19 protein-coding genes and 2 tRNA genes are annotated in these 22,080 nt (G+C 62.6%); 6 read left to right on the top strand and 15 right to left on the bottom strand.

The window, feature by feature from the left end; genetic code table 11:
* Positions 1 to 60 precede the first annotated feature (60 nt).
* Positions 61 to 1,302, bottom strand: a complete 1,242-nt coding sequence (locus BLS27_RS14950) for a glutamine synthetase family protein (RefSeq protein WP_180962691.1) — start codon at positions 1,300 to 1,302, stop codon at positions 61 to 63.
* A 285-nt stretch (positions 1,303 to 1,587) separates the two neighbouring features.
* Complete coding sequence (bkdR, locus tag BLS27_RS14945; RefSeq protein WP_043210945.1) at positions 1,588 to 2,073, bottom strand: Bkd operon transcriptional regulator BkdR; 486 nt, start codon at positions 2,071 to 2,073, stop codon at positions 1,588 to 1,590.
* 197 nt (positions 2,074 to 2,270) lie between these two features.
* Between bkdR and BLS27_RS14940 the strand changes: the two genes are divergently transcribed.
* The 4 genes from BLS27_RS14940 to lpdA are packed head-to-tail and all read left to right on the top strand — an operon-like array spanning position 2,271 to position 7,223.
* On the top strand, positions 2,271 to 3,503 hold the full coding sequence (locus BLS27_RS14940) for a 3-methyl-2-oxobutanoate dehydrogenase (2-methylpropanoyl-transferring) subunit alpha (protein WP_043210948.1): 1,233 nt from the start codon (positions 2,271 to 2,273) through the stop codon (positions 3,501 to 3,503).
* A 1-nt stretch (position 3,504) separates the two neighbouring features.
* Positions 3,505 to 4,563 (top strand): alpha-ketoacid dehydrogenase subunit beta, encoded by a 1,059-nt coding sequence (locus BLS27_RS14935; protein WP_043210951.1) that lies wholly within the window; start codon positions 3,505 to 3,507, stop codon positions 4,561 to 4,563.
* Positions 4,564 to 5,841 (top strand): dihydrolipoamide acetyltransferase family protein, encoded by a 1,278-nt coding sequence (locus BLS27_RS14930; protein WP_090345420.1) that lies wholly within the window; start codon positions 4,564 to 4,566, stop codon positions 5,839 to 5,841.
* Between the two features lie 2 nt (positions 5,842 to 5,843).
* Positions 5,844 to 7,223, top strand: a complete 1,380-nt coding sequence (lpdA, locus tag BLS27_RS14925) for a dihydrolipoyl dehydrogenase (RefSeq protein ID WP_043210956.1) — start codon at positions 5,844 to 5,846, stop codon at positions 7,221 to 7,223.
* A gap of 196 nt (positions 7,224 to 7,419) precedes the next feature.
* Here lpdA and BLS27_RS14920 read toward each other — a convergent pair whose 3' ends face one another.
* Entirely contained in the window at positions 7,420 to 8,418 is a 999-nt protein-coding gene (locus tag BLS27_RS14920) for a diguanylate cyclase (RefSeq protein ID WP_043210958.1), read from the bottom strand.
* 218 nt (positions 8,419 to 8,636) lie between these two features.
* On the opposite strand from BLS27_RS14920, the gene BLS27_RS14915 reads away from it, so the two are divergent.
* A complete protein-coding gene (locus BLS27_RS14915; protein ID WP_232092049.1) occupies positions 8,637 to 9,122 on the top strand; it encodes a hypothetical protein in 486 nt (161 codons plus the stop codon).
* An 87-nt stretch (positions 9,123 to 9,209) separates the two neighbouring features.
* On the opposite strand, the gene BLS27_RS14910 is transcribed toward BLS27_RS14915, so the two are convergent.
* The 10 genes from BLS27_RS14910 to phnN form a co-directional block, all read right to left on the bottom strand.
* Positions 9,210 to 10,523 (bottom strand): cytochrome c, encoded by a 1,314-nt coding sequence (locus BLS27_RS14910; RefSeq protein ID WP_090345418.1) that lies wholly within the window; start codon positions 10,521 to 10,523, stop codon positions 9,210 to 9,212.
* Positions 10,524 to 10,533: 10 nt separating this feature from the next.
* Positions 10,534 to 12,321 carry a GMC family oxidoreductase gene (locus tag BLS27_RS14905; RefSeq protein WP_043210963.1) on the bottom strand — a complete coding sequence of 596 codons (1,788 nt, stop codon included), beginning with the start codon at positions 12,319 to 12,321 and terminating at the stop codon, positions 10,534 to 10,536.
* 1 nt (position 12,322) lies between these two features.
* Positions 12,323 to 13,078: a gluconate 2-dehydrogenase subunit 3 family protein gene (locus tag BLS27_RS14900; protein ID WP_043210965.1), complete on the bottom strand. Its 756-nt coding sequence runs from the start codon at positions 13,076 to 13,078 to the stop codon at positions 12,323 to 12,325.
* A gap of 143 nt (positions 13,079 to 13,221) precedes the next feature.
* Positions 13,222 to 14,208: a 2-hydroxyacid dehydrogenase gene (locus BLS27_RS14895; RefSeq protein ID WP_090345416.1), complete on the bottom strand. Its 987-nt coding sequence runs from the start codon at positions 14,206 to 14,208 to the stop codon at positions 13,222 to 13,224.
* A 9-nt stretch (positions 14,209 to 14,217) separates the two neighbouring features.
* Complete coding sequence (locus tag BLS27_RS14890) at positions 14,218 to 15,495, bottom strand: MFS transporter (RefSeq protein ID WP_043210970.1); 1,278 nt, start codon at positions 15,493 to 15,495, stop codon at positions 14,218 to 14,220.
* A 65-nt stretch (positions 15,496 to 15,560) separates the two neighbouring features.
* Positions 15,561 to 16,514, bottom strand: coding sequence for a sugar kinase (locus tag BLS27_RS14885; protein ID WP_090345415.1), 954 nt, complete (start codon positions 16,512 to 16,514; stop codon positions 15,561 to 15,563).
* Entirely contained in the window at positions 16,507 to 17,277 is a 771-nt protein-coding gene (locus BLS27_RS14880; RefSeq protein ID WP_043210974.1) for an AP endonuclease, read from the bottom strand. The genes BLS27_RS14885 and BLS27_RS14880 overlap by 8 nt, the downstream gene beginning before the upstream one ends.
* Positions 17,278 to 17,359: 82 nt before the next feature.
* Positions 17,360 to 18,373: a LacI family DNA-binding transcriptional regulator gene (locus tag BLS27_RS14875; protein ID WP_043210991.1), complete on the bottom strand. Its 1,014-nt coding sequence runs from the start codon at positions 18,371 to 18,373 to the stop codon at positions 17,360 to 17,362.
* Between the two features lie 172 nt (positions 18,374 to 18,545).
* A tRNA-Arg gene (locus tag BLS27_RS14870) sits at positions 18,546 to 18,620 on the bottom strand.
* Positions 18,621 to 18,814: 194 nt separating this feature from the next.
* On the bottom strand, positions 18,815 to 19,414 hold the full coding sequence (gene phnN / locus BLS27_RS14865) for a phosphonate metabolism protein/1,5-bisphosphokinase (PRPP-forming) PhnN (RefSeq protein WP_043210976.1): 600 nt from the start codon (positions 19,412 to 19,414) through the stop codon (positions 18,815 to 18,817).
* A gap of 346 nt (positions 19,415 to 19,760) precedes the next feature.
* Between phnN and BLS27_RS14855 the strand changes: the two genes are divergently transcribed.
* Positions 19,761 to 20,087: an Arc family DNA-binding protein gene (locus BLS27_RS14855; protein WP_003254499.1), complete on the top strand. Its 327-nt coding sequence runs from the start codon at positions 19,761 to 19,763 to the stop codon at positions 20,085 to 20,087.
* 67 nt (positions 20,088 to 20,154) lie between these two features.
* On the opposite strand, the gene mgtE is transcribed toward BLS27_RS14855, so the two are convergent.
* On the bottom strand, positions 20,155 to 21,597 hold the full coding sequence (mgtE, locus tag BLS27_RS14850) for a magnesium transporter (protein ID WP_043210979.1): 1,443 nt from the start codon (positions 21,595 to 21,597) through the stop codon (positions 20,155 to 20,157).
* A 401-nt stretch (positions 21,598 to 21,998) separates the two neighbouring features.
* Positions 21,999 to 22,075, bottom strand: a tRNA-Arg gene (locus BLS27_RS14845).
* Positions 22,076 to 22,080 lie beyond the last annotated feature (5 nt).

Here is a 22,080-nt window from a genome sequence, read left to right as displayed (position 1 = left end):
CAGGCCCCCATCGGCTAAATAGCCAGCCGGGGGGCGTGTCCAGTGTCGGTTGTGTCGCGATCAGGCCTGTGCGGCTAGCACCCGCCGCTCCCAAGGGGTGATTTCGTCGAGGAAATCCGTCAGCTCCAAGGTCTTGGTTGCGACATACCCATCGATGAATTCGTTCCCGAACATCTGACGCGCCAATGCGCTGCGCTTGAGGCGTTCCAATGCGCCATGCAGGGTGCAAGGCAGGTTCAGGTGCTCCGGCACTTCGAACTCGCCCTGGATCGCGGCCGTAGGTTCCAGGCGCTGCTCGATGCCGTGCAGACCAGCGGCCAAGCTCGCAGCGATGGCCAGGTACGGGTTGGCGTCGGCCCCAGGTAGCCGGTTCTCGACCCGTCGAGCCACAGGCGAACTGGCCGGGATGCGCAAGCCGGCGGCTCGGTTGTCATGGGACCAACAGGCATTGTTGGGCGAGGCGTATGGGTGGCACAGGCGTTGGTAGGAGTTGACGTTGGGCGCGAACAACGCGGTGAAGTCAGCCATGCAGGCCTGCAGGCCGCCGATGAAGTGATGGAAGGTATCGGTCGGCTGCCCGGCCTCATCGCTGAAGACGTTGCGGCCACTGTCGATGCGCACCAGGCTCTGGTGGATATGCATCGAGCTGCCCGGTGTTCTGGCCAAGGGCTTGGCCATGCACACCACGGTCAGGCCATGCTTGAGTGCGACTTCCTTGAGCAGGTGCTTGAACAGGAAAGTCTGGTCGGCCAGCAGCAACGGATCGCCGTGAAGCAAATTGATCTCGAACTGGCTGACGCCCATCTCGTGCATGAAGGTGTCACGGGGCAAGCCTAGGGCGGCCATGCACTGATACACCTCGCTGAAAAATGGCCGCAGGCCATTGTTGGAACTGACGCTGAACGCCGAGTGCCCCAACTCGCGACGGCCATCCTTGCCCACCGGCGGCAAGAACGGCTGGTGCGGATCGGTATTCGGTGCAAAGACGAAGAACTCCAGCTCCGTGGCCACCACCGGCGCAAGGCCAAGCGCGGCATAGCGCGCGATCACGGCCTTGAGCTGGCCCCGGGTGGAAAGTCCGGACGCCACACCGTCGAGCTCGACTGCATCGCAGATGGCCAGCGCCCGCGGCTCGTCGCTCCAGGGCAGGCGATGGATCTGGGCAGGTTCGGCCACCAGGGCCAGGTCGCCATCATCGCTGCCATAGAAACGGGCTGGCGGGTAACCGCCCATGATGCATTGCAGCAATACACCCCGAGCCATCTGCAAGCGGCGCCCTTCCAGAAAGCCCTCGGCAGTCATCACCTTGCCGCGGGGTACACCATTGAGGTCGGGGGTGACGCATTCGATCTCGTCGATGCCGGTCAGACGTTCGCTGAGGGAACGCGGGGCTTCGGTCGTCATGACGCTGTCCTTCTTGTTGTTTTGCAGGCCGGAAATGGCGTTAGGCACAACATAGGCGTCCGCTGTTGAAAATATCAAGCGAGGATGGGCGGCAGTGTGGAAATTTATTAACACCCGCGGTCGCGCCGCTGTATTCGCCACCGGATTGGCGCAACCTCGGGCTCCCATCAGCCCGATACGACGCTATTCGCGCAAGGTCATGCCATTGGCCGGCAACGGCAGCGCGGTCTTGTAGCGCACCTGCTTGAGGGCAAAACTCGAACGGATGTTAGCCACTCCGGGCAAGCGAGTCAGGTAGTCGAGAAAGCGCTCCAGCGCCTGGATGCTGGGCAACAGTACGCGCAGCAGGTAGTCCGGATCGCCGGTCATCAAATAGCACTCCATCACCTCAGGCCGCTCGGCGATTTCCTCCTCGAAGCGGTGCAACGCCTGCTCCACCTGTTTCTCCAGGCTGACGTGGATGAACACGTTGACGTCCAGCCCCAGCACCTCGGGTGCGAGCAAGGTCACCTGCTGACGGATGACGCCCAGCTCTTCCATTGCCTTGACCCGGTTGAAACAGGGCGTAGGCGACAGGTTCACCGAGCGGGCCAGCTCTGCGTTGGTGATGCGGGCATTTTCCTGAAGGCTGTTGAGAATGCCGATATCGGTGCGATCGAGTTTGCGCATGAGACAAATTCACCGGTTTTTTGTGTTTATGCGGAATGTTTATCTGCGCCGTCAGGCAAAGGCAATCAACTTGAGAGAAAAATTCTTCAGCGGTCCCCCTATGATGTAGTTAGCGCTGACCTACCAGTCACAAGCCGGTACTCAGCGGCGACCGCTTCAAAGCTCACAAAAACAACATTCGAGCGAGCGTAAAAAGCATGAACGAGTACGCCCCCCTGCGTCTGCATGTGCCCGAGCCTACCGGCCGGCCAGGCTGCCAGACCGATTTCTCCTACCTGCGTCTGAACGACGCCGGCCTAGTCCGTAAACCCCCGATCGATGTAGAACCCGCCGACACTGCGGATCTGTCCTACAGCCTCATCCGTGTGCTGGACGAACAAGGCAATGCCGTCGGTCCATGGGCCGAGGACATCGACCCGCAGGTCCTGCGCCAGGGCATGCGCGCCATGCTCAAGACGCGGATCTTCGACAACCGCATGGTCGTTGCCCAGCGCCAGAAGAAGATGTCCTTCTACATGCAGAGCCTGGGCGAGGAAGCCATCGGCAGCGCCCAGGCGCTGGCCTTGCAATACACCGACATGTGCTTCCCGACCTACCGCCAGCAGAGCATCCTGATGGCCCGGGACGTGTCCCTGGTCGAGATGATCTGCCAGTTGCTGTCCAACGAGCGCGATCCGCTCAAGGGGCGCCAACTGCCGATCATGTACTCGGTGCGCGAGGCAGGCTTCTTCACTATCAGCGGCAACCTGGCCACTCAGTTCGTCCAGGCCGTCGGCTGGGCCATGGCCTCGGCCATCAAGGGCGATACCAAGATCGCCTCGGCCTGGATCGGCGACGGCGCCACGGCCGAGTCCGACTTCCATACCGCCCTGACCTTCGCCCACGTCTACCGCGCCCCGGTAATCCTCAACGTGGTCAACAACCAGTGGGCGATCTCGACCTTCCAGGCCATCGCCGGCGGTGAGTCCACCACCTTCGCAGGCCGTGGCGTGGGCTGCGGCATCGCCTCCCTGCGGGTCGACGGCAACGACTTCATCGCGGTCTACGCCGCCTCGCGCTGGGCCGCCGAACGTGCCCGCCGCGGCATGGGCCCGACCTTGATCGAATGGGTCACCTACCGCGCAGGCCCACACTCCACCTCGGACGATCCATCCAAGTACCGCCCGGCCGATGACTGGAGCCACTTCCCGCTGGGCGATCCGATCGCTCGCCTCAAGCAGCACCTGATCGCTATCGGCCACTGGTCCGAAGAAGAACACCAGGCCGTCACCGCCGAGCTCGAGGCCGAGATCATCAAGGCGCAGAAAGAAGCCGAGCAGTACGGCACCCTGGGCAATGGCCACATCCCTAGCGCCGCCTCGATGTTCGAGGACGTGTACAAGGAAATGCCCGACCACCTGCGCCGCCAGCGCCAGGAACTGGGGGTCTGAGATGAACGATCACAACAACAGCATCCATCTGGAATCCGCCATGTCCACCACCACAATGACCATGATCCAGGCCCTGCGCTCGGCCATGGACATCATGCTCGAGCGCGACGACAACGTGGTGATCTACGGCCAGGACGTCGGTTACTTCGGCGGCGTGTTCCGTTGCACCGAAGGCCTGCAGAACAAATACGGCAAGTCCCGCGTGTTCGACGCACCGATCTCCGAAAGCGGCATCGTCGGCACTGCCGTGGGCATGGGCGCCTATGGTCTGCGTCCGGTGGTGGAGATCCAGTTCGCCGACTACTTCTACCCCGCCTCCGACCAGATCGTCTCGGAAATGGCCCGCCTGCGCTATCGCTCGGCCGGCCAGTTCATCTCTCCACTGACCCTGCGTATGCCGTGCGGCGGTGGCATCTATGGCGGCCAGACCCACAGCCAGAGCCCCGAGGCGATGTTCACCCAGGTGTGCGGCCTGCGCACCGTGATGCCCTCGAACCCCTATGACGCCAAAGGCCTGCTGATCGCCTCGATCGAGTGCGACGACCCAGTGATCTTCCTCGAGCCCAAGCGCCTGTACAACGGCCCGTTCGACGGCCACCACGACCGCCCGGTAACGCCGTGGTCCAAGCATCCGCAAAGTGCAGTGCCCGATGGTTACTACCAGGTACCGCTGGACAAAGCCGCCATCGTCCGCCCAGGTAACGATGTCACCGTACTGACCTATGGCACCACGGTGTATGTGTCCCAAGTGGCCGCCGAAGAGACCGGCGTCGATGCCGAAGTCATCGACCTGCGCAGCCTGTGGCCATTGGACCTGGAAACCATCGTCGAATCGGTGAAGAAGACCGGCCGCTGCGTGGTGGTCCATGAGGCGACCCGCACCTGCGGCTTCGGCGCCGAACTGGTGTCGCTGGTGCAGGAGCACTGCTTCCATCACCTCGAAGCGCCGATCGAGCGCGTCACCGGTTGGGACACCCCCTATCCCCATGCACAGGAATGGGCTTACTTCCCAGGACCTTCGCGGGTAGGTGCGGCATTGAAACGGGTCATGGAGGTCTGAATGGGCACGCACGTCATCAAGATGCCGGACATCGGCGAAGGCATCGCACAAGTCGAGTTGGTGGAGTGGTTCGTCAAGGTCGGCGATGTGATCGCCGAAGACCAGGTGGTAGCCGATGTCATGACCGACAAAGCCACCGTGGAGATCCCCTCGCCGGTCAGCGGCAAGGTATTGGCCCTGGGCGGCCAGCCCGGTGAGGTGATGGCGGTCGGCAGCGAGCTGATCCGTATCGAAGTCGAAGGCAGCGGCAACCACGTGGACGAACCCCACGCCAAGCCGGTCGAAACCGTCGCGCCAGCCGCACCCGCCCCGGTTGCTGCCGCACCGCGCCTCGAACCGCAGCCGACCGCCAGCCCCGTGTCCAGCGCCAGCGTCGCCGCGCCGATCGTGCCACGCCAGGCGGGCGAAAAACCCCTGGCCTCCCCAGCGGTGCGCAAGCGCGCGCTGGATGCCGGTATCGAGCTGCGCTACGTGCACGGCAGCGGCCCGGCCGGGCGCATCCTGCACGAAGACCTCGACGCCTTCATCAGCAAGCCGCACAGCACGGCCGGCCAGGCGCCAAGTGGCTATGGCAAGCGCACCGACAGCGAGCAGATTCCAGTGATCGGCCTGCGCCGCAAGATCGCCCAGCGCATGCAGGATGCCAAGCGTCGCGTCGCGCACTTCAGCTATGTCGAAGAAATTGACGTCACGGCCCTCGAGGCCCTGCGCCAGCAACTGAACGCCAAGCACGGCCAAGACCGCGGCAAATTGACCTTGCTGCCGTTCATCGTGCGCGCCATGGTCGTGGCCCTGCGCGACTTCCCGCAGATCAACGCCACCTATGACGACGAAGCCCAGGTCATCACCCGCCACGGCGCGGTGCACGTGGGTATCGCCACCCAAGGCGACAACGGCCTGATGGTGCCGGTGTTGCGCCATGCCGAAGCCGGCAGCCTGTGGAGCAACGCCAGCGAGATCGCTCGCCTGGCCAATGCCGCGCGCAGCAACAAGGCCAGCCGCGAGGAACTCTCCGGCTCGACCATCACCCTGACCAGCCTCGGCGCACTGGGCGGCATTGCCAGCACGCCGGTGGTCAACACACCGGAAGTGGCCATCGTGGGCGTCAACCGCATGGTCGAACGGCCGGTCGTGGTCGATGGCCAGATCGCCGTGCGCAAGATGATGAACCTGTCCAGCTCCTTCGACCACCGGGTGGTCGATGGCATGGATGCCGCCTTGTTCATTCAGGCCGTGCGCGGCCTGCTGGAACAACCTGCCTGCCTGTTCGTGGAGTAAGCATGCAACCGATCCTCAACACGACCCTGCTGATCATCGGTGGCGGCCCTGGCGGTTACATCGCCGCCATTCGCGCCGGCCAACTGGGCATCCCTACGGTACTGGTCGAAGGCCAGGCCCTTGGCGGCACTTGCCTGAACATCGGCTGCATTCCGTCCAAAGCACTGATCCATGTGGCCGAGCAGTTCCACCAGGCCTGTCACCACGATGAGCAATCGGCGCTGGGCATCAGCGTATCTTCGCCGCGCCTGGACATCACCCGCAGCATCGCCTGGAAGGACGGCATCGTCGATCGCCTGACCTCCGGCGTTGCCGCCTTGCTCAAGAAGAACGGGGTCAAGGTGATCCATGGCTGGGCGAAGATCCTAGACGGCAAGAGCGTCGAGGTCGACGGCCAGAAAATCCAATGCGAGCACTTGCTGCTGGCAACCGGCTCCACCAGCGTGGAATTGCCCATGCTGCCGCTGGGCGGCGCGGTGATTTCCTCCACCGAGGCCCTGGCCCCGAAAGCCCTGCCCCGTCATCTGGTGGTGGTCGGCGGTGGCTACATTGGCCTGGAGCTCGGCATTGCGTACCGCAAACTGGGCGTCCAAGTCAGCGTGGTGGAAGCGCGCGAGCGCATCCTGCCGACCTATGACGGCGAACTGACCCAGCCGGTGGCCGACTCGGTGAAGAAACTGGGCATCGCCCTGTACCTGGGCCACAGCGTCGAAGGCTATGAGAACGGTTGCCTGCTCGCCAACGACGGCCAGGGCGGCCAACTGCGCCTGGAGGCCGATCAGGTGCTGGTCGCTGTGGGCCGTCGACCACGCACCCAGGGCTTCAACCTCGAGTGCCTGGACCTGAAGATGAACGGCGCGGCCGTGGCCATCGACGAGCGCTGCCAGACCAGCATGCGCAACGTCTGGGCCATCGGCGATGTGGCGGGCGAACCGATGCTGGCCCACCGGGCCATGGCCCAGGGCGAGATGGTCGCGGAAATTATCGCGGGCAAGTCACGGCGCTTCGAGCCTAGCGCCATCGCGGCGGTGTGCTTCACCGACCCGGAAGTGGTGGTGGTCGGCAAGACGCCCGAGCAAGCCAGCCAGCAAGGCCTGGATTGCATCGTCGCGCAGTTCCCCTTCGCCGCCAACGGCCGGGCCATGACCCTGGAATCGAAAAGTGGCTTCGTGCGGGTGGTCGCCCGCCGTGACAACCACCTGATCCTCGGCTGGCAGGCCGTAGGGGTGGCGGTCTCGGAACTGTCCACCGCCTTTGCCCAATCCCTGGAAATGGGTGCCCGCCTGGAAGACATCGCCGGCACAATCCACGCCCACCCGACCCTGGGCGAGACAGTCCAGGAAGCGGCATTGCGAGCCCTGGGCCACGCACTGCATATCTGACACTGAAGCGGCGACAGCCGATTTGGCCCGCTGTGCCCTAGGCGCGGCGGGCATTTTTTTGTCCTCATTCCCCGGATTTCGCCGATGTCTGTAGAAGCGGGTTTACCCGCGACTAGGGCAGCGCACTCACCGACGCATTCGCGGGTAATCCCGCTCCCACAAGGTGCGCACGACGCTCAAGAACAGGGGGTGGCCCTCACTCGAAGATGGTGTTCTTGCCCGCAGCCTTGGCCCGGTACAGCGCTTGGTCAGCGCGCGCCAACAGACCATGCTGGTCCTCATCGTCCTGCCAGCGCACCACGCCAAAACTCATGGACAGGCGACAATCGCCGATCGGCTCCATGTCGTCCAGCGCCTGGCGGATCTGCGTGGCCAGCTCCACCGCTTGCTCCACCGGGGTCTGGGGCAAGACGGCGACAAATTCGTCGCCTCCCCAGCGCGCCAGCAGGTCCTGCTTGCGCAAACACGCCCGGACGCGCTCCACCGCCTCGACCAGCGCTGCATCGCCTCGGGCATGGCCGTAGCGGTCGTTGATCGGCTTGAAATCGTCCACATCCATGACGATCAGCGACAACGGCTGGCGGAAGCGCCGGGCACGCTCGCACTCCTGGCGTAGGGTCTTTTCCAGCCGATAACGATTGGCGGTGCGGGTCAGGGCGTCGCGCTCGGCGAGCTCGAGATTCTCGTCAAGCTGGCGCTGCAGTTGCTGATTGACCCAGGACAGCTCGCGGGTACGCTCGGCTACCTGGGTTTCCAGCGACTGGTTCCTCTGCTGCAGTTCGATCACCAAGCGCTTGCCCGCGTCGATGTTGCGGTGGGCGCCGAGCATGCGCGCCACCGAGCCATCTTCGTTGCGGGCGATAATGTGGCCGCTGTCTTCGATCCACAGATAGCTGCCATCCTGGCAGCGGCAGCGGTATTCGATGCGGTAGCGCTCGTTGCGCTGGTTGATGTAAGCCTCGAAGTGGGCCATCACCCGTGGGTAGTCCTCGGGGTGGATCACGCTCTCCCAGGTCAGCACGGTGTTGGCCATCGAGTGGCTCTCGTAGCCGAGCATGGCGTACCAGCCAGGGTTGCGGTACACGTACCCGGAGTTGGCATCCCAATCCCAGATGCCGTCGCTGATCAGGTCGAACAAGGTATGCAGTTGCTGCTCGCTGAAGCCGGCAGGCATCGGCCTGGACTGCTGACTCATGGACGCTCTCTCCTGGTGTCCAGCAACTGCGCCTTTCTGGGCTGCTGATGGTCATGGTGATTGCCGCCGAGCGGCAAACCTGTGCCTCTGAATGGCAAGCTTAGCGCCAAACTCGATTGGTTCCAGATAGCCGATGCGGCCGCTTTCATGCCTTTTTAAGCCGCTGGCACAGGTTTTGCCCCTTCGGTGGCGTCATTGATTCGCAAGGAGCAAACCTGATGATCACCCTTAATGGCCTGGGCTGGCAGACTGCCGTTCAGCAGTACAACCGCACCGGCGCCGAGCAGCCGTTGGCCGCAGTGCTGCCGATGCGCCTGCCCGTCGCCCCTGCCACCGCCACGCCACAGCAGAACGGCCAGAGCAGCACCTCCGGGCAGAACGCCGAGGATGCACGCAAGGAAGCCTTCGCCAAACTCATGGTAATGCTGCAGAACCCGGACGTCGCCGCGCGCCAGCAGGCCAGCGTCAACGAGCAGGACACCAGCGGTGCCCTGGAGGCGTTCCGCGACTACATGGCCAAATCACCGGAAGAGAAGATCAAGGAGAAGTACCTCGCCGAGCTGGGCCTGAGCGAGGAGGAATACAACGCCTTGCCGCCTGAGCAGAAGGAAAAGATCGACCAGCAGATCGCCCAGCGAATGCAAGAAGACGTAGAGCTCAAGACCCAGGCGAAGATGGCCGGGCGCCAGGACGTGGAGCTGTAAGCGCGCAGCCACCTCCCACAAGGCTAGCGCTGCGCTTGTGGGAGCTGGCCACGCCTGGGATGGGCCGCAACGCGGCCCCCTGTCACCTCACGGCTCCTTCACTCCTGTGGTATCGCCGATCAGCGACTGCGCCTTCAGTGCAGGCCGAGGCGCGGTGCGCAAATCAGCCACCTGGCTGGCCGTCACCGACGCTGCCTGGTTACCCCAACTGCTGCGAATGAAGTTGACCACATCGGCTACCTCCTGGTCCGTCATGCGCCAGGCGAAACCCGGCATGGTGAACGTCGATGGCGCAGTTGCCGTGGCCGGCAGGGTATAGCCGTCGAGCACGATGTGGATCAACGAGGTGGCATCAGCGCTCTGCAACACCGGGTTGCCCGCCAACGCCGGGAACACCCTCGCATAGCCCTTGCCATCGGTGCGATGACAGGCAGCGCAGTTGTCCACGTAGAGAGCCGCGCCGGGCTTGGTATCGTCCCCTTTCCACAATGCCTCGGCGACCTGGCGATCTTCCTGGAATGGCTTGTCGTCCGGATTCACCGGCGGCAAGGACTTCAGGTAGCGGGCAATGGCAGTCAGGTCGGCCTCGGTCATGTACTGCATGCTGTGCTCGACCACATCGCTCATGCCACCGAACACCGCGGTACGCTCGTTTCGCCCGGTCTTGAGGAAGGCGACGATTTGCGCCTCGCTCCAACTGCCCAGGCCATCCTTGTGATCCCCTCGCAGGTTCTTGGCGATCCAGCCTTCCAGCGGCGCGCTGCCGGAGAGGTAGGCATCCCCACCGGCAGCATCCAGGGCTTTTTCCTGCATGGTCAAAGCCCGGGGCGTATGGCAGGCGCCGCAGTGGCCAAGGCCTTCGACCAGGTAGGCGCCACGGGCCAGTACCGGGTCACGTCCTGCTGCGTCGAACGGTTTGACCTCAGGTGCGAACAAACCACGCCAGAACGCCAGCGGCCAGCGCATGCTCAGCGGCCAGGGGATATCGCTCTCTTTGTTTGCCTGCTCAACCGGCTGCACGCCGTGCATGAAATAGGCATACAAGGCCTTGATGTCGTCATCGCTGACCCGCGCATAGGACGGATAGGGCATGGCCGGATACAACGTGCTGCCGTTCAGCCCGATGCCCTGGCGCACGGCACGCTCGAAGTCTTCGAGGCTGTAGTCGCCAATGCCGGTCGGATCCGGGGTGATGTTGGTCGAATAGATCGTGCCGATGGGCGTCTGCATGGGCAGCCCACCGGCGAAGGGCTTGCCCCCCTTGGCGGTGTGGCAGGCCACGCAATCCCCAGCCCGGGCGAGGTATTCGCCCTGCTTGATCAAGGCCGGGTCGCTCATCTGGGCTGCGTGCAACAGGGTGCTGGCGCCCAGGCTCAGGGCGGCGATCAGAATACGTTTCATGGTCGGCCTCCTATGCCTGCACCAGCGGGCCGGGATTTTTCAGGTACTGCTCGCGAATGGCCCGCGCCGACCAGTACGTCAGCGCCGCTACCAGACCGGTGGGGTTGTAGCCCAGCCCTTGTGGGAAGGCCGAAGCGCCTGGCACGAACACGTTGTGGACATCCCAGCTTTGCAGGTACCGATTGATCGCGCTGGTCTTCGGATCGGTGCCCATGATCGCCCCGCCATTCAAATGAGTGGTCTGGTACACCGTGGCGTCGAAATGCTGACCGAACGCCTTCATCGACGCGGTGATCGCCTTGGGCCCCATGGCCTCGGCGATCTTGCGCATGCGCTCGACCATGAAGCGATTCATCTTCACGTCGTTGTCCTTCCAGTCGAAGGTCATGCGCAACAGCGGCTGGCCGTAGGCGTCCTTGTACACCGGGTCCAGATCCAGGTAGTTGTCGCGATAGGACTGATGCGCACCATGGGCATCCATCGACAGCATGTGGCTGTAGCTATCGGCCACTGCGGCTTTCCAGGCGCTGCCCCATTTGGGCGTGCCCGGCGGCACCTTGGTACCGGAGATGGGTTTGGTCCCGGCCTGGTTGACCCAGAACGGCGAGCCGCCCACGAACCCTTCGGGGCCGTGGTCGAAGTTGTCGGCATTGAAATCGTCCACCGCCACGCCATTGCCCCCGGCGCCGATGAACGGGTTGGTGTGGTGGCTGTTCTTGTCGAAGAACGCCGTCACGGTGGAGAGGTTCTGGAAGGCGAAGTTGCGGCCCACGACGCCTTCATTGCTGATCGGATCGTACGGCTTGCCGATGCCCGAGAGCAGCATCAGGCGCACATTGTTGAACTGGAACGCACCGAGGATCACCAGGTCCGCCGGTTGCTCCACTTCACGGCCCTGGGCATCGACGTAGGTCACGCCGGTGGCGAGGTTCTTCTCGGCATTGAGGTTCACCCGCAGCACATGGGCATTGTTGCGCAGCTCGAAGTTCGACACCTGGCGCAGGGCCGGAAGAATGTTCACATTGGGCGATGCCTTGGAATACATGTAGCAGGCGTAGCCACTGCAGAATCCGCAGAAATTGCACGGCCCCATCTGCGCGCCGTAAGGGTTGGTGTAAGGCCCGGAGGTATTGGCCGAAGGCAGGTTGTAGGGGTGGTAGCCCACTTCCCGGGCAGCCTTCTCGAACAGCTGCGCCGAAACGGTGTTCTTTTGCGCCGGCAGCGGGAAGTCATCGGAGCGGTCCGCAGCGAACGGGTTGCCACCTTTGTCGCGGCCCACCACCTGCCCCTTGATCGTCCAGGCGGTGCCGGAGGTGCCAAAGACTTTTTCGGCGAAATCGAAGTACGGCTCGAGCTCTTCGTAGCTGACACCAAAGTCTTGGATGGTCATGCCCTCAGGGATGAAAGCCTTGCCATAACGTTCCTCGTAATGGCTGCGCATGCGCAGTTCCATCGGGTCGACCCGAAAGTGCACGCCTGACCAGTGCAGCCCTGCCCCACCGGTGCCTGTGCCAGGCAGGAAAGCGCCGAACTGGCGGTACGGGACGGCAAGGTCGTTCACGCTGTGGCGCAAGGTCACGGTTTCGCGAGAGATGTCCATGAACAGCTTCTTGCGCGAGTTGTAGGTCAGCTCGTCCATGGTCTGCGGATAGACCCCGTCCGGGTAGGTGTCACGGGCAGGGCCTCGCTCCAGCGCCACCACTTGCAAGCCTGCCTCGGTCAGCTCCTTGGCCATGATCGCGCCGGTCCAGCCGAACCCGACGATGACTGCATCGACTTTCTTCATCACTTGGGCCATCTCAACCTCGCTCGCCACTGATCGATACCGGCGGGAAGGGGTAACGCTCATCGCGCTCCACCCAATCCATGAAATCGGCGCGCGCGCCAGGGAAGCCAATCAGCTTCCAGCCGGCCAGCCCTTGGTTGCCACCGTGCAGTGGGTCACTGAAAAAGCCTTCGCGGGTATTGAGCCAGAGCATGGCGAAGAAGGTCACCGCCGGTACCGAGGCAAGTGCTGCCTGGCCGCTGTCCAACGCTTCCAGGGCTTGCTGCTGTTGGGCCGGGCCCAGCTCGGCGAACGGTTTGCCCCATTGCGCCTGGCACCAGGCATCGGTCTCCTGGATGCCCAGGCGGTAGATCTCCTGTGGGCTGAGCTTGAGCTGGTAGCCCAATTCGGCCGGGGCATCCGGGCGGAACGGCCCCTGCATGTACCACAGGCCGCCGCTGCCATAGCGCGTATTGAGCTGACGGTCGATGAACTCCGGCACGCCGGCTTCGGCGGCGCCCGGGCCGAGTGCGTCGGATGGAATCAGCACGGCCACGGCGGCGCTGATGAAGGCCCACTCCTCGGCAGTGAAAAAGGTCGGCTGATAGGCACGCGCCCTTCCCTGTTCAGGAGCAGCGGCAGGTGAGGGATCGGCAGGCTTGGCGGTTTCAGCGAGCACCACGCTACCCATGCCGGTGCTGGCGAGGGTCGCCACCGGGATGAGCGTCAGGGATTTTCGCAAGAACTCGCGCCGCGCCGGTTGTGCGAAGGCAGGTTCGTCGTTGGACATGGCTCAGGTCTCTTCTTCAATAGGTCAATCAGGTCGTGCAAGGCATACGCTCCGTTGGTCGGGGCTGTTGTTTTGGTAAAGCATAGACATCGGGGTTGTAGCGACGCCCTCGCAGGCAAGCCTGCGAGGGGGGGAACGCGGGATTACCCTGCCCGGCGCTCCCAGGCCTGGGGGTTGACCAGGTTCGCCGGACGCTCGCCTGCCAATGCCGCGAGCAGGTTGTCCACCGCACAGCGCGCCATGGCTTCACGGGTCTCTTCGGTGGCCGAGCCGATGTGCGGGGTCACCACCAGGTTGTCCAGTTGCAACAGCGGCGAGTTCGCCGGCAACGGCTCCTGCACGAAGACATCCAGCCCGGCACCGTGAATGCGCCGCTCACGCAAGGCCTGCAACACGGCAGGCTCGTCCAGCACGCGACCACGGGAGATGTTCACCAAGATCGCCGAAGGCTTCATCAAGGCCAGCTCAGGGGCACCGATGAGGTTCTCGGTTTGCGCGCTCAGGGGCACGCACAGGCAGACGAAATCCGACTCGGCCAACAAGGCCTGAAGACTTCGATGGCGTGCCCCGTAACGCGCCTCCACCTCGGGGCGCGGCTGGCGGGTGTGATACAGCACCTGCATGCCAAAACCAGCGTTGGCCCTGCGCGCCAAGGCCTCACCGATACGACCCATGCCGACGATACCGAGGGTCTTGCCATGCACGTCGCAACCAAACTGCGCAGGGCCTATCCCGGCGCGCCAATGGCCGTCGCGGATCCAGCCGTCCAGCTCCACGACCCGCCTTGCGCAGGCCAGCAGCAGGGCGAACCCGGTGTCGGCTGTGGTCTCGGTGAGCACGTCGGGGGTGTTGGTCAGCAAGACACCGCGCCGGTCCAGCTCAGCGATGTCGTAGTTGTCCACCCCCACCGAAACGCTGGAGACCACCTCCAGTTCCGGCGCCAGGTCGAGCAGTTCGTCGCCCAGGCGCAGGCTCGCACCCAGCAGGCCGTGGGCGCCTGGCAGTGCCGCGCGCAGGCGGGCCAGACCGTCGGCCGCGGGCGCCTCGACCAGCGTCACTTCGGTGTGGGCCTGCAAACGCTGCATGAGCTGATCGGACAGGCGTTTGTAGAGAACGATGCGTTTCTTCATGGTCGGATCCTATTGACTGGGCGCCAGGCGCGGGCGCTGCACCTGTTGCGAAGGGTTGAGAACGGCGGTCAGGGCCACAGCCACCAGCAGCGCGCCGCACATGAACAGGTAGGAGGCACCTGGGCCACCCGTGGCGCCATTGAGGTAGCCCACCAACCACGAGCCGGAAAACGAGCCCAAGGCCCCCATGCTGTTGATCAGGGCCATGGCACCGCCGGCGACATTGCTCGGCAGCAGCTCCGGGACGATGGCGAAGAACGGGCCATAGGGGGCGTACATGCAGGCACCGGCAATCACCAGCAACGTGTAGGACCACCAGAAGTGCTCGGTGCCCAGAACATAGGAGCCATAGAACGCCAATGCGGCGATCAGCAATGGCGGCCAGACGAAGCGTTTGCGCTTTTGCATCCGGTCCGAGGCCCAGGACACGCCCAGCATGGCCAGCACCGCCCCCAGGTAGGGGACCGCCGACAGCCAGCCAGCGGTAACGATGTCCAGCGCGGCAGCCTGCTTGAGAATCGATGGCAGCCAGAGCACGAAGCCGTAGACCCCAATGCTCCAGCAGAAGTATTGCAACGACAGGATGATCACCTTGGGCGAGCGGAAGGCTTCGCGGTAGTTCTTCACCGGCTTGATGCCCTGCTGCTCTGCGGCCAGAGCCTCGCGCAGCGCTGCCTTGTCTTGCGCGGCCAGCCACTTGGCCTGTTCTGGGCGGTCATCCACCAGGCGCCACCAGATGAAGGCCCAGAGCACGGCAGGCAACCCTTCGATGATGAACATCCAGCGCCAGTCGAAGTGCTTGACCAGGTAGCCGGAAACCACCGACATCCAGAGGATGGTCACCGGGTTGCCGAGGATCAGGAAGGTATTGGCCCGCGAGCGCTCGGCCCGGGTGAACCAGTGGCACAGGTAGATCAGCATGGCCGGCATCACCGCCGCCTCGACCACACCCAACAAAAAGCGGATGCCGATCAACAGGTAGACGTCCTGGACCATGCCCGTGAGCGTCGCCAGCCCACCCCAAAGGATCAGGCTGACGAAAATGAGTTTCTTCACGCTGCGCTTTTCGGCATAGATGGCGCCGGGAACTTGGAAGAAGAAATAACCGAGAAAGAACAGCGCCCCCAGCAGCGAGGACAGGGCCGGGGTGATGTGCAAGTCATCGGCCATGCCTGAGGCCGCCGCGAAACCGTAGTTGGCACGGTCGAGGTAAGCGAGGCTGTAGGTGATGAAGACGATCGGCATGATGTACCACCAACGCCGTGGAGCAATTCGGTCGATCTGCATGGTGTGTCTCCTGAGCTTTTTGTTCTTGTTGCAACAGGTCCCGGCCAGGCCGGCAGGTTCGGTCGTCATGCGCTCGCGCGCATCTCGAAATGGTCCAGCTCAAAGCGTTGCGGCAGCCCTTCCATGTCTCCGCGCGATTGCACAGCCCGGCTGCCACACCAGTTGCCGCGCGTCACGGCGCGACGCAGGTCGTGGCCTTCGAGCAAGGCGCTGATCACGCCGACGGCAAAGGCATCGCCCGCCCCCACCGTATCCACCACCTGGGCCACCGGCTGCGGCGCTACCATGCCCTCGGCGCCCGCGGTATTGCGGTAGTACGCGCCTTGTGCCCCAAGCTTGATTGCCACCTGCTGCACACCACGCTCCAAGTAGAAGCCGGCGATGGCCTCGGGTGACTGCCTGCCGGTCAGCAGACGCCCCTCCTCCAGGCCCGGTAGCACCCAGTCGGCCTTGATCGCCAGGGCATTGATTTCCTGCACCATGGTCTGCAAGTTCGGCCACAGCGACGGGCGTAGGTTCGGGTCGAAGGACACACTCCGCCCACAGGCACGCATGGCATCCAGCAAACTGTGGGAAAGTTCACGGCAAGATGCCGACAAGGCTGGTGGGATACCCGTGGCATGGAGGTGTCGCGCTTTGAGCAGGCTTGGCCGTAGCACAGCGGATGACAGGTGACTGGCCGCAGAGCCACGACGAAAATACTCGACCTGCGGATCTCGCCCGTCGTCGCAGCGGGCCTTGAGTTGAAAACCTGTCGGATGTTCAGGGTCGATTTCGACGTCGTCACAGCTCAGCCCCTCACGGCGCAGGCTGGCGAGCACGAAGGCGCCGAGAGAGTCGGCGCCCACCCGGCTCAGCCAGTTCACTTTCAGACCCAGGCGGGCCAGGCCGATGGCCACATTGCTGTCGGCTCCGGCGATGCGCTTGGCGAATCCCTCGACCTGGGCCAGATCGCCACACTGCTCGGCCACGAACATGGCCATGGTTTCGCCGAAGCAGAGCACGTCCCAGTCAGCCATGGCACACCTCCGCCTCGAGCGCGGCCAACTGCACAACCTGCTCACGCGTGAACGTCAATAGATCGTCACTCACCAGGGGGTACTCGATTGCCCGCGGCACGCCTGGGGCAAAACAGGCCATCAGCTCACGCCAATCGGCCAAATCGCTCGCTTGCGGCGGGATCGCCGCCCTGCGGCCATCGGTGCGGCGCTCGACGGCCTTGCAGTGCACGTAACGCACCCAGGGTCCCAAGGCCCGCGCGGCCTGCAGGGGACACTCGTCCTGCCAGTACCAGTTACCGATATCGAAGGTCATGCCCGGTGCCAGGCCTAGGTTCGCAGCACGCTGGAAGAAGCTCAGCAACGGCTGCAGACGCCCGCCTTGAACGGTCTGGTCGTTCTCCACGTAGAGGGCTGTCCCCTGCCCCAGCAATGGGCGCAAGGCCTGAAGGTCGCAACTCTCGCGATAGTGGCCGAGGGAGACCTTCAAGGCTACAGCGCCAACCTCGTTGGCCAATTGCAACCGTCCCGCCACGTGCGGCTCCAAACTGCCATCCTCGCGCCACAGTTCCAGCGGTGTGGAGAACAGGCTTTCCAGGCCCAGCGCCGCACTGGCACTGGCAAGTTCGGCGGCGTCAGGCCATGCCTCGAACAACTCCTCGCGCCACTCCACGCGACACGCACCGGCCGCAGCCAGCAGAGGCAGGTAAGCGAGCTGACCATGGTGGCGTACGGTATCGGCGCCGAAGCTCGACAGGCTGATGGAAACAGGGTTCGCGTGCATCGTTGTAGTCCTTGTTCTTGTCGAATGAAACCGGTTTCATTTCCAGGTAAAAAACAGCGCGACACGCAGGCCGCGCTGTTTTTCAGTCAATGGGTCGGCTGGAACCTCGAACGATGAGTTCAGCACGAAGGTCCAGGCGCCGGGCGGGCAATCGACTGCCTTGCATACGCTCCAGCAGGCACTGGAACGCGGCCGCGCCGATGCGCTCAGTGGGTTGTGCCAGGGCAGTGATGCCGCCCCCGACCAACGGGTACCAATCCAGATCATCGAGGGCGACCAGGCCCAGATTATGGAACGGATGCTCGGCACGTCGGTGCAGATGCCGCATGACTTCAAGGGTAGCCACACCGTTGCAGCTGAACAGCGCCTGCGGACCATAACCTGCGCCCGCCAAAAATCCTGCCAACTGCTCCGGCAGGCGACTGCTCACTTCCAGGACTTGACCGCGCATGCCGGGCCTGCGTGCGATGGACGCCTGGAACGCAGACACCCGCTCCTGACGCGAACTGGTGCCATCGAGGGGCTCGGTGACCGCCAGGATGTCGCGATAACCTTGCCGCTGCAGGTGCTCCAATGCTTGTTCGACGGCGTCGGTGTTGTCTAGCCCCACCAGGTCGGTCTGCAGCTCGGCCAGTTGTCGGTCCACCAGCACCATCGGCAGCTCGCGGCCCAAGCTGGCCAACTCACCCGCATGGTGGCCAAGGGTGTTCACGATCAGACCATCGACGTTGTACGACTGCAGCGCCTGCAAGTGCAGGCACTCCTGTTCGTCATCGCAGTCGGTGTTGCACACCACCAAGCTGTAGCCATGCTGGCGGCAAGCCAGCTCGACGCCATGCATCACCGCCACGGAATAAGGGTTTCGGATATCGGCCAGCAGCATGCCGATCAGGCCGGTACGGCCTCGCTTGAGCGCGCTGGCCATGCGATTGGGGCGATAACCGAGCCGTTCGATCACCGCCTCGATACGTTGGGCAGTGGCATCGGCAAGCAATTGCCGGTCGCCGCCGATGTAGCGCGAAACCGTAGCCTTGGAAACGCCGGCAGCCTGGGCTACCTCGCTGATGGTGACCCGCCCGCGGGCAGGCGCATGCATCTTGTTCACCCTATGACCTTCTTGTCTGTACTTATGGGCAGGGTTATGAAAACGGTTTCAATAAATCAGGGATACGGAATTCCGTCAATTGAAAATCCCAAGGGGGACTGATTGCTTGATGATCGGTGATGGGGGATGGAGGACGAAAAGGTAATGCAGCATTACCGAAAGATGGCGTCCCCGGCAGGAATCGAACCTGCATCAAGGCCTTAGGAGGGCCCCGTTCTATCCATTAAACTACGAGGACGGATAGCTGGACTCCCACACGGGGAGCTCCATTCAAGATGCTTCGCAGCAGCCAGACTGGTGTGCGAAGGCGGCGAGCATCTTAACCAGCGTTCAACCGTTTGTCATGCCTGAATCGGCTTTTTAGCCGTAGCCCTTTTCAGCAAAGCAAGACTGCTCAGGCCCGCAGGAACGGCACCTCCAAGCGGGTCATGCCTAGACAGCCGGCTGCGCGATCACGCCCTCCTCGACCAGCAAGCGCAGCAAGGCCTTGACGGTATCGGCCAGGGAAGTCGAGTTGTCCAGCACATGCACATCAGGGTCATCTCCGGCCTGCAACAGGGCACTGCGCGCCAGGCGCTGCTCGACCTGCTCCACTGACTCCCGCCCCCTGGTCAACAGCCGCTCACGAAGCACCTGGGGCGCCACTTCCAAGCGAATGGCCAGCAGGTTTGGATACCGCCGGCGCGCTTCTGGCAAATAACCACGAGACCCATTGACCAAGACATGGCGACCACTGGACAGCCATTCATTCACCTGCACCGGAATCCCATACTGCAGGCCGTTGGCCTGCCAGTGCATGGCAAATTCCCCGTCCTCGCACATCTGCTCGAACACCTCGGGGCTGACGCTAAGGGCAGCCTCCCCCCTGGACTCGGCCGATCGGGTAATGACGCGTCTGGCGACTTCGACGCCGTTTTCGAGTAAATGCACGCGCGCAGCATCAATAAGGGAATCTTTTCCCGATCCAGACGGTCCTATCAGAAATATCAGGCGACCTCCCAGCCGGGACGTCCCGCTTGCGTCATGTCGCATAGCCACTATGCTCAAATGAGGGAACCTGCATATTTTAAGGATTTTCTATAGCCATTGCTGATTTTTGACAGATTTTGGCGGCAATAAACTGACAGCCTCACGAGTCGAAAAAAGCAAAACTTTTCAAACCAGTACTCATTTCTGATAATTGGTACTGGCAAAAAGCCTTTATTCGGATCACTATTTGTCACAGAATTGACGCCAATGAAACGGCGGCCATAGGGCAAGATGAGCACCCAGATTTGAGAACACGGTTGAACATTTTGTCACCGCCACGGTCGTAGCCACCACCGTGCGGCCAATTTGAGAACCGCTTCCCCTGAACCAGAAAAACCGGTCAATGTATATGCGCCCAATGAAACAGGCTATCTATTCAAGCCGCACCGCTGACAAGTTCGTCGTCCGCCTGCCAGACGGAATGCGTGAGCGCATTGCCGAGGTAGCGCGCAACCACCACCGCAGCATGAACTCCGAGATCATCGCACGCCTGGAACAAAGCCTTATCCAGGAAGGTGCGCTGGGCGACGAGCTCAGCATGCGCCTGGACAGTCCCGAGCTGAGTCTGCATGAGCGCGAGCTGCTGCAGCGCTTCCGCCAACTCTCCCACCGCCAGCAGAACGCGCTGGTCGCCCTCATCGCTCACGATGTGGAAATGGCTGCAGACGCTTCCTGAGTTTTGCACCATCCATAAAAAAGCCAGCTCAATGCTGGCTTTTTTATTGCAGATCTGGTCCGGATGCTCAGAGCAGGAACAAGGTGGCCAACCCTAAAAAGATGAAGAAACCACCACTGTCGGTCACGGCAGTGATCATGACACTCGACCCCATCGCTGGGTCGCGCCCCAGACGGGTCAGGGTCATCGGAATGAGTACCCCCATCAACGCAGCCAGCAACAGGTTCAGCGTCATCGCGCCGGTCATCACCAGCCCCAGCGACCAACTGCCATAAAGCCAGAAGGCCACTGCACCTATCACCCCACCCCAGATCAGGCCATTGAGCAGCGAAACCGCCAGCTCCTTGCGCATCAGACGACCGGTATTACCCGGCGAGACTTGGTCCAGTGCCATGGCACGTACGATCATGGTGATCGTCTGGTTACCAGAGTTGCCACCAATACCCGCAACGATCGGCATCAAGGCGGCCAGGGCGACCAGCTTCTCGATGGAGCCTTCGAACAGGCCAATGACCCGCGAAGCCACGAAGGCGGTGATCAGGTTAATGGCCAGCCATGCCCAGCGGTTACGCAGCGAACGCCAGACCGAAGCGAAGATGTCTTCTTCTTCGCGCAGACCCGCCATGTTGAGCACTTCGCTCTCACTCTCCTCGCGGATGAGGTCGACCATTTCATCGATGGTCAGACGACCGATCAAACGGTCACTTTTGTCCACGACTGGCGCGGAAATCAAATCGTATCGTTCGAAGGCCTGGGCGGCATCATAGGCATCTTCCTCGGGATGGAAGGTCACCGGGTCATTGGCCATGACCTCCGCGACTTTCTTTTCCGGGTCGTTGACCAGCAGACGCTTGATCGGCAGCACGCCTTTGAGGATGCCGTCGTAGTCGACCACGAACAGTTTGTCGGTATGGCCAGGCAGCTCCTTGAGCCGGCGCAAGTAACGCAACACCACTTCCAGGCTGACGTCTTCGCGGATGGTCACCATCTCGAAGTCCATCAGCGCACCGACCTGCTCCTCGTCGTAGCTCAGGGCCGAGCGTACGCGCTCACGCTGCTGCGCATCGAGGCTTTCCATTAGCTCATGGACAACATCTCGCGGCAATTCCGGCGCCAAGTCGGCCAGTTCGTCCGCATCCATCTCCTTGGCGGCCGCGAGCAACTCGTGATCGTCCATGTCGGCGATCAAGGTCTGGCGTACGGCGTCGGAGACTTCGAGCAAGATGTCGCCGTCACGCTCGGAGCGCACCAACTGCCATACCGTCAGACGGTCTTCCAGCGGAAGAGCTTCAAGAATATAGGCGATGTCGGCGGGGTGCAGGTCGTCGAGCTTGCGCTGCAGCTCGACCAGGTTCTGACGGTGGACAAGGTTTTCCACCAGATCGTGGTGGTGACCTTCCTGACGGTGCGTCAGGTCCTCGACCACCCGCTGGCGCTGCAACAGTTCGATCACCTGGGCCAGGCGATCCTGCAGGCTCTCTTGGGCTTTCTTTACTTCTACTTCGGTCATAGGCGAACTCCACTCCCAGCAGCGGAGCACGCCGGGAGAATCAATCGGTCAGATCTAGCTTGGTAAATCGTGTTATCGAGTAACTACTGGGTAAGTCCATGGTGGTATTCCACTAGCCCCGGCGGGGCTGACGGGCGCAATCATACACTGCATCAGCTGTCAGATCGCTTAAAATTTTGGCCAGAACAATCGTTTGCGCGATAAAGCTACGACAACGCTCGAAACCAACAGTGCGACGGCGGCAAAAAAGAAAAAAGCACATACGACAGAATGTGTCAGACCTGTGCAACACCTGTTCTTGAGGGCATCGCACCTGGAATGAGCTTAGTTCGACATTGCTGACAATTCAGCGACACGGAAAAACAAAAAGCCCGCTCTAATCGAGCGGGCTTCTTGGTGTGTGGCGGACTCAGGAGGATTCGAACCTCCGACCGCTCGGTTCGTAGCCGAGTACTCTATCCAGCTGAGCTATGAGTCCGTAGG

The organism is Pseudomonas guariconensis (genome assembly GCF_900102675.1).
GTDB classification, from domain to species: domain Bacteria; phylum Pseudomonadota; class Gammaproteobacteria; order Pseudomonadales; family Pseudomonadaceae; genus Aquipseudomonas; species Aquipseudomonas guariconensis.
The sequence above is the reverse complement of the archived record's forward strand: the minus strand, read 5'-3'. Positions and strand labels throughout refer to the sequence as shown.